Here is a 13,953-nt window from a genome sequence, read left to right as displayed (position 1 = left end):
CCTGCCGCCCCCCTCCGTGTCGAAACTAGGGGCCGGGGACGTCCATCTCGTCGTGCTGACCGGTGAAGTGGCGCGCCCGGTCTCCTCCCCGTGGACCGAGCCCCCTCCCCACTGGGGAGGACCCGCACCGACTGTGGTCCCTTACACCTATCGGCAGACATTCCGGGCTGCCGGGGTGTGTGGATCCTGGGCAGACGGTTGTGCCGCGTGGTGACCCGTGAGTAATTTCGGGGACCGGGCAGCTGCCCGCCCGGCCGTCGTGCCCGCCCCCACGGGGCACGACGGCCGGCTCGGGGCCCCCGTGCGGACCGGGCCGGTACCACCCGGCGGACGCGGGCGTTCCCGCCGGCCCGACCTGGCGGCAGCCCTTAGGGTGAGCGGATGACGACGACTTACGCGGCCCTGCTGCGCGGGATCAACGTGGGCGGCAGCCGGAAGGTCCCGATGGCCGAACTGCGCGCGCTCCTGACGGATCTCGGGCACGGCGACGTACGCACCCACCTCCAGAGCGGCCAGGCCGTGTTCTCCTCCGGGCAGGGGGACGAGGAGTCGCTGGCGGCTGGGATCACGGCGGCGATCGAGCAGCACTTCGGTTTCGGCGTCGACGTGATCGTGCGCCACCACGCCTACCTGAAGGCGATCGCGGAGAGCTGCCCCTTCCCGGCCGCCGGCCTGGAGCCGAAACAGCTCCACGTCACCTACTTCTCCGCACCCGTCACCCCCGACCGCTTCGCCGGGATCGACCGGAGCGCGCACCTGCCGGAGGAGTTCCGGATCGGCGACCGCGCCCTGTACCTCTACGCCCCGGACGGCCTCGGCCGCTCCAAGCTGGCCGAACAACTGGCCAAGCCGCGCATCACCCGCGGCCTGATCGCCACGACCCGCAACTGGAACACCGTCCTCAAACTCGTGGAGCTGACGGATGACTGAGGACGGCCGCGACGTCCGGGCGGCCGTCGAGGGCGAACTGGCCCTGCTCGACCCGCGCACCGGCCGCTCACCGGGCACGGTGGAGGCGCTGCTGCACCCGGACTTCCAGGAGTTCGGCGCCTCCGGACGGCACTGGGACCGGGCCGGGATCGTCGCCCTGCTGACCGGGACCGCCGACGCCGGCGACCGGCCCGCCGTCACGACCGGCATGCGCGGGGTGCGGCTCGCCCCGGACGTCGTCCACCTCGTCTACGACACGGAGCTCGACGGCCGCCGCGCGCACCGCAGTTCACTGTGGCGGCGGACGGACGGCGTGTGGCGGCTCTACTTCCACCAGGCGACCCCGTTCGGCGCGCCCGCCGGGTGACCCGGCGGGCGGCGCTCCCTCCTGTCGCAGGGCCGTCCTGTCGCAGGGCCGTGCCGCCCCCGCCGCCGACCGCGTGAACAGCTCGGTCACGGGGGCCGTACCTACGGGCGACGGACGGTACGGACACGGAGTCTCGCCAGAGGGAGCGCACGGCCGGCGACAGGAGCCCGCAGCATGACCGACACCCACCTCGTCTACGCCTACGCGGTCCTGCGCCGCACCCCCGAGGCCGCCGCCGCGGCGGCACACCTGCGCGGCGTCGCCGGGGAACCGGTCCGTCTGGTGGACCCGGCCACCGCCGCCCCGCCCCTGGCCTTCGCCGTCGGCCCGGTCCCGCCCGAGGACTACGGCGAGGCGCCCCTCGAGGCCCATCTGGACGACCTGGACTGGCTGGAGTCCACCGTCCGCTCCCACCACACCGTGGTCGCGGGCCTGGTCGCCTCCGGCGCGGCCGTGCTCCCCCTGCGCCTGGCCACGGTCTACCCCGACGAGCACAGCGCCCGCCAGGCCCTCGACACCCGCCACGACTACTTCCTCTCCCTGCTGACCCGCCTCACCGGGCACGTGGAACTCGGCGTCAGGATCCACGCCGCCCCGGAAGTCCTGCCGCCGGGGACGGGCCCCGACAGCACCCACGAGCCGGCGCCGGGGCTCGGGGTCGGCCGCGCCTACCAGGCCATCCGTCGCCGCAGGCAGCGCCGGACGGAGGAAACCTGGCGCGTGGTCGCCGAGGGCGCCGCCCGGCTCACCCGGACCGCCGGCGCCCTGTCCGTCGACCGTGTCGCCCACACCCCCGAACGCACCGGCCCGGCGGGCTCGGGCACCGCCCTGGGCAACGACGCCTACCTGGTCCCCAGGGACCGCGTCGACGCCTTCCGCACGGGCGTCCTCGCCGTCGCGCGCGGCATCCCGGGACTGCGCGTGGAGGTCACCGGGCCCTGGGCCCCGTACTCCTTCGCCCTCCAGCCCGAGCCCGCGCCGTGACGCTGCCAGACGTGACGCTGCCAGACGTGACGCCGCGAGCCGTGACGCCGCTCGCCGTGACGCCGCTCGCCGCGGGCGCTCAGGCGCTCGCGGCCCGCAGCGCCGGAACGCGCGCCGCCTCGTAGCGCTCCAGCACCACCCGCGCCACCTCGGGCGCGGGACCCAGGACGTCCGCGAGGACGTCCGCGTCCGCCGCGCCCCGGGCGATCCGGTCGGGCAGGAAGCCGGGGGCCAGGACGTACGGGGCGACGGCCACCCGGGCGCAGCCGAGGGCGCGGAGTTCGCGCACCGCGTCCTGCGTGCGCGGAAGGGAGGCGGAGGCGAACGCGGGCCGCACGGCGCACCAGCCGGTGTGCCGCCACTCCCGCGCGATTGCTGCGATCACCGCGTTCGCCTCCGGGTCGGAGGACCCCGCCGAGGCCAGTACGACCCCGGTCGAGGACTTGTCGGCGGGTGTCAGACCCGCCTCGTACAGCCGCCGCTCCAGGGCCGAGAGGAGCAGCGGCGAGGGGCCGAGGACCTCCGCCTGGCGGATGCGCAGCCGCGCGGGGGCGTCCGCCAGGACCGCCGGGATGTCCGCCTTGGCGTGGAAGGCCCGGGTGAGCAGCAGCGGCAGCGCCACGACGTCCCGGACGCCCTGGACCGCCAGGGACTCCAGCACGCCCCCCACGGACGGCACGTTGAAGTCCAGGAAGCCGGTCTCCACCCGCACGCCGGGACGCAGCGCGCGCACCCGGCGCACGAGGGCGTGCACGGTCGCGGCGTGCCGCGGGTCGCGGCTGCCGTGGGCGATGACGAGGAGAACGGGCGGCTGGATCATGTCACTCACTTCACGAGCAGGCCGCGGCTGCGCAGCACCCACCGCTCCAGCGGACTGAAGATCAGCAGGTCGATGGCGATGCCGACGATCAGGATGAGCAGGATGGCCTCGAACACCATGGCCATGTCGCTGGCGTTGCGGCCGTTCTCCAGCAACTGGCCCAGCCCGACGCCCAGGTCGGGGAAGGAGGCGATGATCTCGGCCGCCATCAGCGAGCGCCAGGAGAATGCCCAGCCCTGCTTCAGGCCCGCCACGTACCCGGGCAGCGCCGCGGGCAGGACGATGTGCCAGGTGCCTTTCAGCCCGGTCGCGCCGAGCGTGCGGCCCGCGCGCAGGAACAGCGGCGGCACCTGGTCCACGCCCGACACCAGGCCGTTGGCGATCGACGGGACCGCGCCGAGCAGGATCACCGCGTACATCATCGAGTTGTTCAGCCCCAGCCAGATCACCGCCGGCGGGACCCAGGCGACCGAGGGCAGGGACTGCAGGCCGGACAGGATCGGCCCGATGGCCGCGCGGACGAACTTCACCCGGGCGACGAGCAGGCCCAGCGGTGTGCCGATCACCAGGGCCAGGCAGAAGCCGAGCAGGCCGCGCGAGACGCTGGTCCAGATGTAGCCGAGCAGTTCGCCCTCGAGCCACGCGGTGTGCACCACGTCCCACACCGCGGACGGCGCGGGCAGCTTGGTCGGATCGTCGACGATCTTGAACGAGACCAGGGCCTGCCAGACCGCCAGCACCAGCGCCACGGCGAGCACCGGCGGCAGGATCTTCTCGGTCAGGGTCTGCCGGAACGGCCTGCGGCCGGTCTGCACCGTCTCCAGTGCGTCCAGGCCCGCCTCCAGTCCGGCGAGATCGCTGCCGTCCTTGGTGACGGTCGTCTGATCAGTGCTGGCCATGGCGGCGGATCTCCCCACGCAGTTCTTCGGTGATCTCGACGGACAGTTCCGCGACGGCGGTGTCCTCGATGCGGCGCGGATGCGGGATGCCCACCGTCCACTCGCGGGCGATCCGCCCAGGGCGGGAGGACAGCAGCACCACGCGCTGCGCGAGCCGGACCGCCTCGCGCACGTTGTGCGTGACGAACAGTACCGACAGCTGCGTCTCGCGCCAGATGCGGGTCAGCTCGTCGTGCAGCACGTCCCGCGTGATGGCGTCCAGCGCCGCGAACGGCTCGTCCATCAGCAGCAGCCTGCTCTCCTGGGCGAGCGCCCGGGCCAGCGCGACCCGCTGCCGCATCCCGCCGGACAGCTCGTGGACACGCTTGCCGTACGCGCCCTTCAGCCGGACGAGCTGAAGCAGTTCCTCGGCCCGCTCCCGGCGCTCGGCCTTCGCCACGCCCCGCAGCTTCAGGGCGAGTTCGATGTTCTTGCCCGCGGTCAGCCACGGGAACAGCGCGTGCTCCTGGAACATCAGCGCCGGGCGGCCGTCCGTGACGATCTCGCCGGCGGTGGGCCGGTCCAGGCCCGCCACCAGGTTGAGCAGCGTGGACTTGCCGCAGCCGGAGGCACCCAGGAGGGTGACGAACTCCCCGGGCGCGACGTCGAGGGTGATGTCGTCGAGGACGAGCTGCTGTCCGGCGGGGCCGGCGAAGGACTTCGAGACGTGCTCGATCCGTGCGGCGTGGGTGGCCGCCTCGGTGCCTTCGGCGGCCTTGGCGAGAGTCGTGGCCATGGTCGTCACCTCCTGGATACGTTGCGGGATACGGGTCAGCTCGCGCCGAGACCGGCGTCGTCGACCGTGGGCGCGCCCTCGGCCCGAAGGACCTCGTTCAGCGGCGCGAGGTCGTAGATGCCCTTCAGGTCCGGCTTCTCCAACAGGCCCGCCTTGACGGCGTGTTCCGCCTCGGTGCCGAGGGTGGAGGCCAGCGGGTCGTCGGTGAACCGGATGGACTTCCACGCCGGGTCCAGCACATCGGCGGGCAGGGCCTTTCCGGAGTCCCGGGCGAGCCGCTCGTTCGCCGCCTTCTTCGCCGCGTCCGGATGGGCGTTGATCCACTTGTTGGTCGCCACCGAGCCCCGGAGCACGGCCTCGACCACCTTCGGGTGCTTCTCCAGGAAGTCCTGCCGCACGATGATGTTCGTGATCACGAACTTCCCGCCCGGCCACAGGCTCGACTCGTCCAGCAGCACCCGGCCGCCCTCGGCGACGAGCTTCGACGCCGTCGGCTCGGGCACCCACGCGCCGTCCACCGACCCGGACCGGAAGGCGTCCGGGGTGACCTTGTTGTCGCTGCGGACGACCGTGACGTCCCCTGTGCCGCTCTGCGGGTCGACCTTCCAGCCCTGCTCGGCGACCCAGTTGAGGAACGCCACGTCCTGTGTGTTGCCCAGCTGCGGGGTGGCGATCCGCTTGCCCTCGACGTCCTTCAGGCTCTTGACCTCGTCCGGGTTCACCACGAGCTTCACCCCGCCGGAGGCGGAACCGCCGATGATGCGCAGGTTCTTGCCGGCCGACTTGGTGTAACCGTTGATGGCGGGGGAGGGGCCGATCCAGCCGATGTCGATGGACCCGGAGTTGAGCGCCTCGATCTCGGAGGGCCCGGCGTTGAAGACGGCCGGCTCGGCCCGGGTGGCGCCCAGTTCCTTCTGGAAGAACCCCTTCTGCATCCCGACCAGGGCGGTGCCGTGGGTGAGGTTGCCGAAGTAGCCGATCTTGACGCTGTCGAGACCGTCGATCAGCTGCGCCCCGGCGGCGACCTGGGCGGCACCGTCGTCCTTGGCCTGCGAGCCGTAGCCGCAGGCGGCCAGGGTGAGCAGGGGCAGCGCGGCCAGGACCGCGAGGCCGCGGCGCAGGGCGGATGATGCAGGCACGGGAGGTGGTCCTCTCGTAGGGCCCGGCGGTCACGGTCTGTCAGGTCGCGGCCGGGAGGTCGGCGGGTTTTCGGCGGTGGGGGGCGAGGGCGCGCGAGCGGTGCGCGTGCGTCAGCGCGCACATCGCGCCACTCCGCCCTGCCCGCTGCCGAGTACGCCGCTGCCGATGCGGCCGCCCTCCTTGGCGAACATGGAGTAGAAGTCGGGAGCGCTCATGTCAGAAGTCCCACCCGTCGTCCTCGGCCTCGTCCTTGACGGGCTCGGGGGCGGCGAAGGACTCCCCGACCATGCCGGCGGTGAGGGTGGTGCCGTCGTTCGGGTCGATGAGGATGAACGAGCCGGTGCGGCGCGAGTCGGCGTAGGAGTCTACCGGCAGCGGTTCGGCGGTGCGCACCTTCACCCGGCCGATGTCGTTGGCGACGAGCTGCCCCGGGTGCGGGTGCAGCGACAGGTCGGCCAGCGTCAGCCGCGACGGGATGTCCTTGACGATCGCCTTGACCGTGCGCGTGCCGTGCTTGAGCAGCACCCGGTGGCCGACGGTCAGCGGCGCGTCCGCGACGTGGCAGACGGTCGCCTCGATGTCCTGCGTGGTCGCGGGCGCGTCCTTGCTCGGCACGATCAGGTCGCCGCGCGAGATGTCGATGTCGTCCTCCAGCCGGAGGGTCACCGACTGCGTCGTCCAGGCGACGTCGACCGGCTCGCCCAGCAGGTCGATGCCGGAGATCTTCGAGGCACGGCCCGACGGCAGCACGGTCACGGACTCGCCCACGCGGAACGAACCGGCCGCGATCTGGCCGGCGTAGCCCCGGTAGTCGGGGTGGTCCGCGCTCTGCGGCCGGATCACGTACTGCACGGGCAGCCGGGCGTGGCAGTGGCTCAGGTCGTGGCTGACCGGCACCGTCTCCAGGTGCTCCAGCACGGTCGGCCCGCCGTACCAGTCCATGTGCGAGGACGGGTCCACGACGTTGTCGCCGACCAGGGCCGAGATCGGGATGGCGGTGACCTCCGGCACGCCGAGCTCGGTGGCGTACGCCGTGAACTCCTCGGCGATGGCCGCGAACACCTTCTCCTCGTAGCCGACGAGGTCCATCTTGTTGACCGCGAGGACCACGTGCGGCACGCGCAGCAGGGCGGCGATGGCGGCGTGCCGGCGGGTCTGCTCCACGACGCCGTTGCGGGCGTCGACGAGGACGACGGTCAGCTCGGCCGTGGAGGCGCCGGTGACCATGTTCCGCGTGTACTGCACGTGGCCGGGGGTGTCGGCCAGGATGAACCGCCGCCGGGGCGTGGCGAAGTAGCGGTAGGCCACGTCGATGGTGATGCCCTGCTCGCGCTCGGCGCGCAGTCCGTCGGTCAGCAGCGCGAGGTCGGGCACGTCCTGGCCGCGGCTCGCGGAGGCGCGCTCCACGGCCTCCAGCTGATCGGTGAGGACCGACTTGGAGTCGTGCAGCAGCCGGCCCACCAGCGTGGACTTGCCGTCGTCGACGGAACCCGCGGTGGCGAAGCGCAGCAGGGTGGTGTCCGCGAGTTCCTCGGTGGTGATCGTGCTCATCTCTAGAAGTACCCCTCGCGCTTGCGGTCTTCCATCGCGGCCTCGGACATCTTGTCGTCGGCGCGGGTGGCGCCGCGCTCGGTGAGGCGGGAGGCGGCGATCTCCACGATCACCTTCTCGATCGTGTCGGCGTCGGAGTCCACCGCGCCGGTGCAGGACATGTCACCGACGGTCCGGTAGCGCACGAGCCGCTTCTCGACGCTCTCGCCGTCCTTCGGCCCGCCCCACTCGCCGGCGGTCAGCCACATGCCGCTGCGCCGGAACACCTCGCGCTCGTGCGCGTAGTAGATCTCCGGCAGCTCGATGCCCTCGCGGGCGATGTACTGCCACACGTCCAGCTCGGTCCAGTTGGACAGCGGGAAGACGCGCACGTGCTCGCCCGGGGCGTGCCGGCCGTTGTACAGGTTCCACAGCTCCGGGCGCTGGCGGCGCGGGTCCCACTGGGAGAACTCGTCGCGCAGCGAGAACACCCGCTCCTTGGCCCGGGCCTTCTCCTCGTCGCGCCGCCCGCCGCCGAAGACGGCGTCGAACCGCTCGGCCTGGATCTTCTCGGTCAGCGGCAGGGTCTGCAGCGGGTTGCGGGTGCCGTCCGGGCGCTCCTTGAGCACCCCGCGGTCGATGTAGTCCTGCACGGACGCGACGTGCAGCCGCAGCCCGTGCCGGGCGACCGTGCGGTCGCGGTAGTCGAGGACCTCGGGGAAGTTGTGCCCGGTGTCCACGTGCAGCAGGGAGAAGGGCACCGCCGCCGGGCGGAACGCCTTCAGCGCCAGGTGCAGCATGACGATGGAGTCCTTGCCGCCGGAGAACAGGATCACCGGCCGCTCGAACTCACCCGCCACCTCGCGGAAGATGTGCACCGCCTCGGACTCGAGGGCGTCCAGGTGCGACAGCGCGTACGGGCTGCCGGTCTGCCCGGACACGGTGGCGACGGTCGTCATGCTGTGCCCCTTTCGTTCGCTTCTCCGCCCGCGCGGCGCAGAGGCGCGGCTTTCGTGGTCGTCTGCGGCCGAGCGGCCGCGCGTGCGCCGCTCACTGGAGTCCCCTTTCGGTCAGCAGGGCGTACACCGACGCCGCGGATTCCTGCACGGTCTGGTGCTGCGACTCGATCCGCAGATCGGGCGAGGCGGGCTCCTCGTACGGGTCGTCGACGCCGGTGAGTCCGGTGAGCTCGCCGGCGGCCTGCTTGGCGTACAGCCCCTTCACGTCCCGCTCGCTGCACACGTCGACCGGCGTGGCCACGTGCACCTCGACGTACGCCGTCCCGTTCGCCTGGTGGCGCTTGCGGACGGCCTCGCGGCTGTCCTGGTACGGGGCGATCACCGGGACCAGGGCCAGCACGCCGTTGCGGGCGAGCAGTTCGGCGACGAAGCCGATGCGCTGCACGTTGGTGTGCCGGTCCTCGCGGGTGAAGCCGAGTCCCGCCGAGAGGAACTCGCGGATCTCGTCGCCGTCGAGCACCTCGACCCGGTGGCCCTGCTCGCGCAGCCGGCCGGCCAGTTCGTGGGCGATGGTGGTCTTGCCCGCACTCGGCAGACCCGTGAGCCAGACGGTGGCTCCGGTCGTCACGTGTGTCTCCTGGATCGTCTGTATTGTCTGGATCGTCTGAGGCGCCGTCATCCGTGCAGCCCGCACTCGGTCTTGGCGCGGCCCGCCCAGCGGCCGGCGCGCGCGTCCTCGCCCGCCAGGACCCGGCGGGTGCAGGGGGCGCAGCCGACGGAGGCGTAGCCATCCGTCAGCAGCGGGTTCGTCAGGACGCCGTGCTCGGCGACGTAGGCGTCCACGTCGTCCTGCGTCCAGCGGGCGATGGGGGAGATCTTGACCTTCTGCCGCTTGTCGTCCCAGCCGACCACGGGGGTGTTCGCCCGGGTCGGGGACTCGTCGCGGCGCAGACCCGTTGCCCAGGCCTGGTACTCCTTCAGGCCCTGCTCCAGCGGCCGCACCTTGCGCAGCGCGCAGCACAGGTCGGGGTTCCGGTCGTGCAGCTTCGGGCCGTACTCGGCGTCCTGCTCGGCGACCGTCTGCCGCGGGGTCAGCGTGATGACGTTGACGTCCATCACGGCGTCGACCGCGTCGCGGGTGCCGATGGTCTCCTCGAAGTGGTAGCCGGTGTCGAGGAAGACGACGTCGACGCCGGGCATCGCGCGGGAGGCGAGGTGGGCGACCACGGCGTCCTCCATCGAGGACGTCACGCAGAAGCGCTTGCCGAACGTCCGGGCCGCCCAGGTGAGGATCTCCAGCGCGGAGGCGTCCTCCAGGTCGCGCCCCGCCTGCTCGGCGAGCGCCTTCAACTCCTCCGTGCCGCGCTCTTCCTGAGTGGTCGTCATATGCGTTCCCCTCCGGAGTCGGATGTCCTCGATCCCTGGGACAGCAGCCCGAGGAACTTCAGCCGGAAGGCCCGGCTGCACGCCGCGCACTCCCACGCGCCGTGCCCCTCCTCGCTCGGCCGCAGGTCCTCGTCCCCGCAGTAGGGGCAGTAGAACGGCGCCATCCGCTCGCTCACGACAGGGCCTCCTCGTCGGCCCGGGACACCCAGGCCGCGAACCGCTCGCCGTCGGCGCGCTCGGCCTGGAACCGCTTCAGCACACGCTCGATGTAGTCGGGCAGCTCGTCGGAGGTGACCTTCAGGCCGCGCACCTTGCGGCCGAACCCGGCCTCCAGGCCCAGCGCCCCGCCCAGGTGCACCTGGTAGCCCTCGACCTGCTCGCCCCGGTCGTTCAGGACCAGTTGCCCCTTGAGACCGATGTCCGCGACCTGGATGCGGGCGCAGGCGTTGGGGCAGCCGTTGAGGTTGATGGTGAGCGGCTCGTCGAACTCCGGCAGGCGGCGCTCCAGTTCGTCGATGAGCTGCGAGCCGCGCTGCTTGGTCTCGACGATGGCGAGCTTGCAGAACTCGATGCCGGTGCAGGCCATGGTGCCGCGCCGGAAGGTGGACGGCCGCGCGGTCAGGTCGAGCGCCTCCAGGGCCTCCACGAGCGAGTCGACCTGGTCCTCCTCGACGTCCAGGACGATCATCTTCTGCTCGACGGTGGTGCGCACCCGGCCCGAGCCGTGGGCCTCGGCGAGGTCGGCGACCTTGGTCAGCGTCGCACCGTCGACGCGTCCCACGCGGGGCGCGAAGCCGACGTAGAAGCGGCCGTCCTGCTGCCGGTGCACCCCGATGTGGTCGCGCCACTGCTGCGACGGCTGCGCGGGAGCCGGACCGTCGGTCAGCTTCCGCCCGCCGAGGTACTCGTCCTCCAGCACCTGGCGGAACTTCTCCGCACCCCAGTCGGCGACCAGGAACTTCAGCCGGGCGCGGTTGCGCAGCCGGCGGTAGCCGTAGTCGCGGAAGATGGAGATGACACCCTCGTAGACGTCCGGGACGTCCTCGAGGGGCACCCAGGCGCCCAGCCGCACGCCGAGCTTGGGGTTGGTGGACAGGCCGCCACCGACCCACACGTCGAAACCGGGGCCGTGCTCGGGGTGCTCCACGCCGACGAACGCGACGTCGTTGATCTCGTGCACGACGTCCAGCAGGGGCGAACCCGAGATGGCCGTCTTGAACTTCCGCGGCAGGTTCGAGTACGCCGGGTTGTTGAGCACCCGGCGCTTCATCTCCTCCAGGGCCGGGGTGGCGTCGATGATCTCGTCGGCGGCGATGCCCGCCACCGGGGAGCCGATCATCACCCGCGGGGTGTCGCCGCAGGCGGTGACGGTGGACAGCCCCACGCCCTCCAGCCGGTTCCAGATCTCGGGCACGTCCTCGATCCGGATCCAGTGGTACTGCACGTTCTGCCGGTCGGTGATGTCCGCGGTGCCGCGCGCGAACTCCTGGGAGATCTCGCCGATGACCCTCAGCTGCCGCGTGGTCAGCGCCCCGCCGTCGATCCGCACGCGCAGCATGAAGTACTCGTCGTCCAGCTCCTCCGGCTCCAGGATCGCCGTCTTGCCGCCGTCGATCCCGGGCTTGCGCTGGGTGTACAGACCCCACCAGCGCATCCGGCCGCGCAGGTCGTTCGGGTCGATCGAGGCGAAGCCCCGCTTCGAGTAGATCGTCTCAATGCGTGTCCGCACATTGAGACCGTCGTCGTCCTTCTTGAACTGCTCGTTGCCGTTCAGCGGGGTGAAGTGCCCCGCGGCCCACTGGCCTTCACCGCGGTGACGGCTCACCTTGCGGCGGGGAGTCGCGGCGGCAGGCTTCTGCGGGGTGGCGGCCATGGGGATACGTCCTTCGGACAGGCGGGAATGCTGCTCTGACCTGCGCGTGCGCGCATGGGTGCACCTGCGCGTCCTTGCGCGGGCGAGAGTCAGGAGAAGAGGGATGTGCGGCGCGTGCTGAGTGCTCTCAGTGCGCCGGACAGATGGCGCTGGACATGCGGCCGAGGTCGACGTGCCGTCGACTCACCAAGGCGATTCCAGTTCCAGACATGACGGAAGCGTGTCACGGCGATCTGGACACAGTCCAGCATTGTCCGAGATGCGGACACCCTTGTCTCGCAGAGCAAGACAAGGGTGTCCTGGGTCACATGCGGGCCGGCGGCCGTGTCCGGCCAGGTCAGGCGGGGAACGCCCCAGGCCACGGTCCCGGAGTGGCGGCGTCCGCCTCCTCCTCGACCTTGGTGTCGAAGAGCTTGAATCCGCGCCGCTGGTAGTTGTCCATCGCGTGCTCGCCGTCCTTGCTGCAGGTGTGCAGCCACACGCGCTTCGTCGGCGCCAGTCCCGCCCAGCGGTCCGCGAGATCCCAGGCCCGTGCCGTGCCGTAGGACAGCAGGTGCCCGCCGATGCGCCGGCCGCGGAACGCCGGGAGCAGCCCGAAGTAGACGATCTCCACGACGGCGTCGTCCTGCGCCTCCAACTCCACATATCCGGCCGGTGTGCCCCGGTCGTAGGCCACCCACGTCTCCACCCCGGGCCGCCGCAGGTGCTCCAGCCAGCGCGCGTACGACCAGCTCAGCCGGTCCGTCCAGCGGATGTCGCCGCCGACCGAGGCGTACAGGAACCGGCTGAACTCGGGCGAGGGCACCTCGGAGCGGACGACCCGGACGTCCCCGTCCGGCGCCACGGCCGGCAGCAGGTCGGTCGGGGCGGTCTGCTCCAGGGACCAGGTGGTCACGGCGATGGTGGTCATGTGGGCCAGAAAATCATCCGTCCGGCCGGTCTGTCGACGCCGGCCCCGTCCGCCTACCGGTCCGAGGAGCGCTCCACGGCACGCTCGAGCGACGCCAGCGGCACGGCGAACAGCATCCGCCCGGACTGGGACCACACCTCACCGGTGTCCTGCCCGTACGACAGCGAGCCCGAGCCGCCGCTCCAGCAGTGGCGCGACTCGTCCGGCCCGCACGCCGCGGCGCCCGCACCCTCGGTGTCCTGGCGCCACAGCGTGCCGTGCGATCCCGGCTCGTCCGCCGCCCGGTCCAGGTACCAGTCCGGGCCGTGCGCCAGCACGCCCCGCACGTCGGCCGCCTCGGACTCGTACGCAGCCACCGGCTCCGCCCGCCCCGAGACGCCGGTGGACAGCAGTCCCGAACGGGCCGGGTCCCGGCTCAGGGCGTACCGCCACAGCCGGGTGCGCCGCTCGCCGTCCGCGGGCACCCACTCGCCGGCGACCAGACTGTCGGGGGAGGTGCTGCGGTCCAGGGAGACGGCGGCCGGGCGCGGGCCGCCCGCGGGCAGGCTGTAGGAGGCGACGGCGGGCAGCACGAACCGGGAGCCGTGCGCCGACCAGCCGCCGCGCACCCGGCCGACCGCGCCGGAGGCGACACTCGCGCGCTGGATGCGGTCCAGGTCGTACACGTACAGCGCCCGCCGGTCGCCCTCGCGGGCCGTCACCAGCAGCTTGTCCTGGTACCACGTCATCCCCGACAGCGGGGAGACCAGGCCGCGGTAGTCCCGGCCGCCGTCGACCGGGACGGCCAGCAGGGCCCAGGCGTAGCGGGCCCGTGCCGGGTCGTCCGCGTCGACGAAGGCGACCTTGGCCAGCCCCTGCTCGGGGGACGGCCCGTCCAGGGAGCCGCCCGCGCCGCCGCGGGTCCAGCCGGAGAGGACGACGCGGTGTTCGCCCCAGCGGCCGTCGTCGTCCGCGTCGCCCGAGGTGGTCACCGCGCCGGGCCGCCAGCCGCTCGTCTCGGTGGCGCCGAAGCAGTACGCCCGGCTCGCCACGGGTGCGAGGGGCAGGTCGCGCCGGTCCCCGGCCGGGCAGTGCGCCGCCCGCCGCAGGGGCAGGTCGGCGTCCTTCAGCACCGCGCCCACCCCGACGGGCCGGCCCATGCCGGCCGCGAGCCGGTCCAGCCACCGCTCGGGCACCCGGTGCTCGGTCAGCGGCAGCCGCCCGGCTCCGGAGGACGCCGAGACGGTCCGCAGTGCCCCGGGGGTCTCCGCGACGGTGGCCTGCGAGGCGCTGATCAACGTGGCGGCGGCGGTGAGCGAGAGAGCCGTCCCGGCCAGGGTCGCGCGCAGCGCCCTGCCCCGTCTGCGCCGCCGGTGTCTGCCGCGATGCTTCATACCGTCC

Annotated in this window: 16 protein-coding genes; 3 read left to right on the top strand and 13 right to left on the bottom strand. The window is 72.5% G+C overall.

Annotated elements, in window-relative coordinates:
• Window positions 1-381 precede the first annotated feature (381 nt).
• The 3 genes from ACH4C6_RS18650 (at window position 382) to ACH4C6_RS18640 (ending at window position 2,281) form a co-directional block, all read left to right on the top strand.
• Window positions 382-930 (top strand): DUF1697 domain-containing protein, encoded by a 549-nt coding sequence (locus ACH4C6_RS18650; protein ID WP_398109660.1) that lies wholly within the window; start codon window positions 382-384, stop codon window positions 928-930.
• Window positions 923-1,297 (top strand): DUF4440 domain-containing protein, encoded by a 375-nt coding sequence (locus ACH4C6_RS18645; protein WP_398109659.1) that lies wholly within the window; start codon window positions 923-925, stop codon window positions 1,295-1,297. The genes ACH4C6_RS18650 and ACH4C6_RS18645 overlap by 8 nt, the downstream gene beginning before the upstream one ends.
• Before the next feature lie 174 nt (window positions 1,298-1,471).
• Window positions 1,472-2,281 carry a GvpL/GvpF family gas vesicle protein gene (locus ACH4C6_RS18640; protein ID WP_398109658.1) on the top strand — a complete coding sequence of 270 codons (810 nt, stop codon included), beginning with the start codon at window positions 1,472-1,474 and terminating at the stop codon, window positions 2,279-2,281.
• Between the two features lie 79 nt (window positions 2,282-2,360).
• On the opposite strand, the gene ACH4C6_RS18635 is transcribed toward ACH4C6_RS18640, so the two are convergent.
• The 13 genes from ACH4C6_RS18635 to ACH4C6_RS18575 all read right to left on the bottom strand — a co-directional run bounded on the left by ACH4C6_RS18635 (window position 2,361) and on the right by ACH4C6_RS18575 (window position 13,946).
• Window positions 2,361-3,101, bottom strand: a complete 741-nt coding sequence (locus ACH4C6_RS18635; protein ID WP_398109657.1) for a sirohydrochlorin chelatase — start codon at window positions 3,099-3,101, stop codon at window positions 2,361-2,363.
• Between the two features lie 5 nt (window positions 3,102-3,106).
• Entirely contained in the window at window positions 3,107-4,000 is an 894-nt protein-coding gene (locus ACH4C6_RS18630) for an ABC transporter permease (protein WP_398109656.1), read from the bottom strand.
• Window positions 3,987-4,775 (bottom strand): ABC transporter ATP-binding protein, encoded by a 789-nt coding sequence (locus ACH4C6_RS18625; RefSeq protein WP_398109655.1) that lies wholly within the window; start codon window positions 4,773-4,775, stop codon window positions 3,987-3,989. Before ACH4C6_RS18625 ends, ACH4C6_RS18630 begins: the two co-directional genes overlap by 14 nt.
• Before the next feature lie 35 nt (window positions 4,776-4,810).
• Window positions 4,811-5,914 carry an aliphatic sulfonate ABC transporter substrate-binding protein gene (locus ACH4C6_RS18620; RefSeq protein ID WP_398109654.1) on the bottom strand — a complete coding sequence of 368 codons (1,104 nt, stop codon included), beginning with the start codon at window positions 5,912-5,914 and terminating at the stop codon, window positions 4,811-4,813.
• A gap of 217 nt (window positions 5,915-6,131) precedes the next feature.
• The gene (locus ACH4C6_RS18615) at window positions 6,132-7,466 is read right to left on the bottom strand and encodes a sulfate adenylyltransferase subunit 1 (RefSeq protein ID WP_398109653.1); all 1,335 of its coding nucleotides are present in this window, start codon (window positions 7,464-7,466) and stop codon (window positions 6,132-6,134) included.
• Window positions 7,467-7,468: 2 nt separating this feature from the next.
• The gene (gene cysD, locus ACH4C6_RS18610) at window positions 7,469-8,404 is read right to left on the bottom strand and encodes a sulfate adenylyltransferase subunit CysD (RefSeq protein ID WP_398109652.1); all 936 of its coding nucleotides are present in this window, start codon (window positions 8,402-8,404) and stop codon (window positions 7,469-7,471) included.
• Window positions 8,405-8,495: 91 nt separating this feature from the next.
• Window positions 8,496-9,083 (bottom strand): adenylyl-sulfate kinase, encoded by a 588-nt coding sequence (cysC, locus tag ACH4C6_RS18605; RefSeq protein ID WP_398109651.1) that lies wholly within the window; start codon window positions 9,081-9,083, stop codon window positions 8,496-8,498.
• A complete protein-coding gene (locus tag ACH4C6_RS18600; RefSeq protein ID WP_398109650.1) occupies window positions 9,080-9,790 on the bottom strand; it encodes a phosphoadenylyl-sulfate reductase in 711 nt (236 codons plus the stop codon). Before ACH4C6_RS18600 ends, cysC begins: the two co-directional genes overlap by 4 nt.
• Window positions 9,787-9,966 carry a hypothetical protein gene (locus ACH4C6_RS18595; protein WP_398109649.1) on the bottom strand — a complete coding sequence of 60 codons (180 nt, stop codon included), beginning with the start codon at window positions 9,964-9,966 and terminating at the stop codon, window positions 9,787-9,789. The genes ACH4C6_RS18600 and ACH4C6_RS18595 overlap by 4 nt, the downstream gene beginning before the upstream one ends.
• Window positions 9,963-11,663, bottom strand: coding sequence for a nitrite/sulfite reductase (locus ACH4C6_RS18590; RefSeq protein WP_398109648.1), 1,701 nt, complete (start codon window positions 11,661-11,663; stop codon window positions 9,963-9,965). The genes ACH4C6_RS18595 and ACH4C6_RS18590 overlap by 4 nt, the downstream gene beginning before the upstream one ends.
• A gap of 127 nt (window positions 11,664-11,790) precedes the next feature.
• Window positions 11,791-11,874, bottom strand: coding sequence for a putative leader peptide (locus ACH4C6_RS18585; protein ID WP_311241247.1), 84 nt, complete (start codon window positions 11,872-11,874; stop codon window positions 11,791-11,793).
• A 126-nt stretch (window positions 11,875-12,000) separates the two neighbouring features.
• A complete protein-coding gene (locus ACH4C6_RS18580; RefSeq protein ID WP_398109647.1) occupies window positions 12,001-12,573 on the bottom strand; it encodes a GNAT family N-acetyltransferase in 573 nt (190 codons plus the stop codon).
• A 53-nt stretch (window positions 12,574-12,626) separates the two neighbouring features.
• Window positions 12,627-13,946 carry a hypothetical protein gene (locus ACH4C6_RS18575; RefSeq protein ID WP_398109646.1) on the bottom strand — a complete coding sequence of 440 codons (1,320 nt, stop codon included), beginning with the start codon at window positions 13,944-13,946 and terminating at the stop codon, window positions 12,627-12,629.
• Window positions 13,947-13,953 lie beyond the last annotated feature (7 nt).

The organism is Streptomyces sp. NPDC017943 (assembly GCF_044328425.1).
Lineage (GTDB): Bacteria > Actinomycetota > Actinomycetes > Streptomycetales > Streptomycetaceae > Streptomyces > Streptomyces djakartensis_A.
The sequence above is the reverse complement of the archived record's forward strand: the minus strand, read 5'-3'. Positions and strand labels throughout refer to the sequence as shown.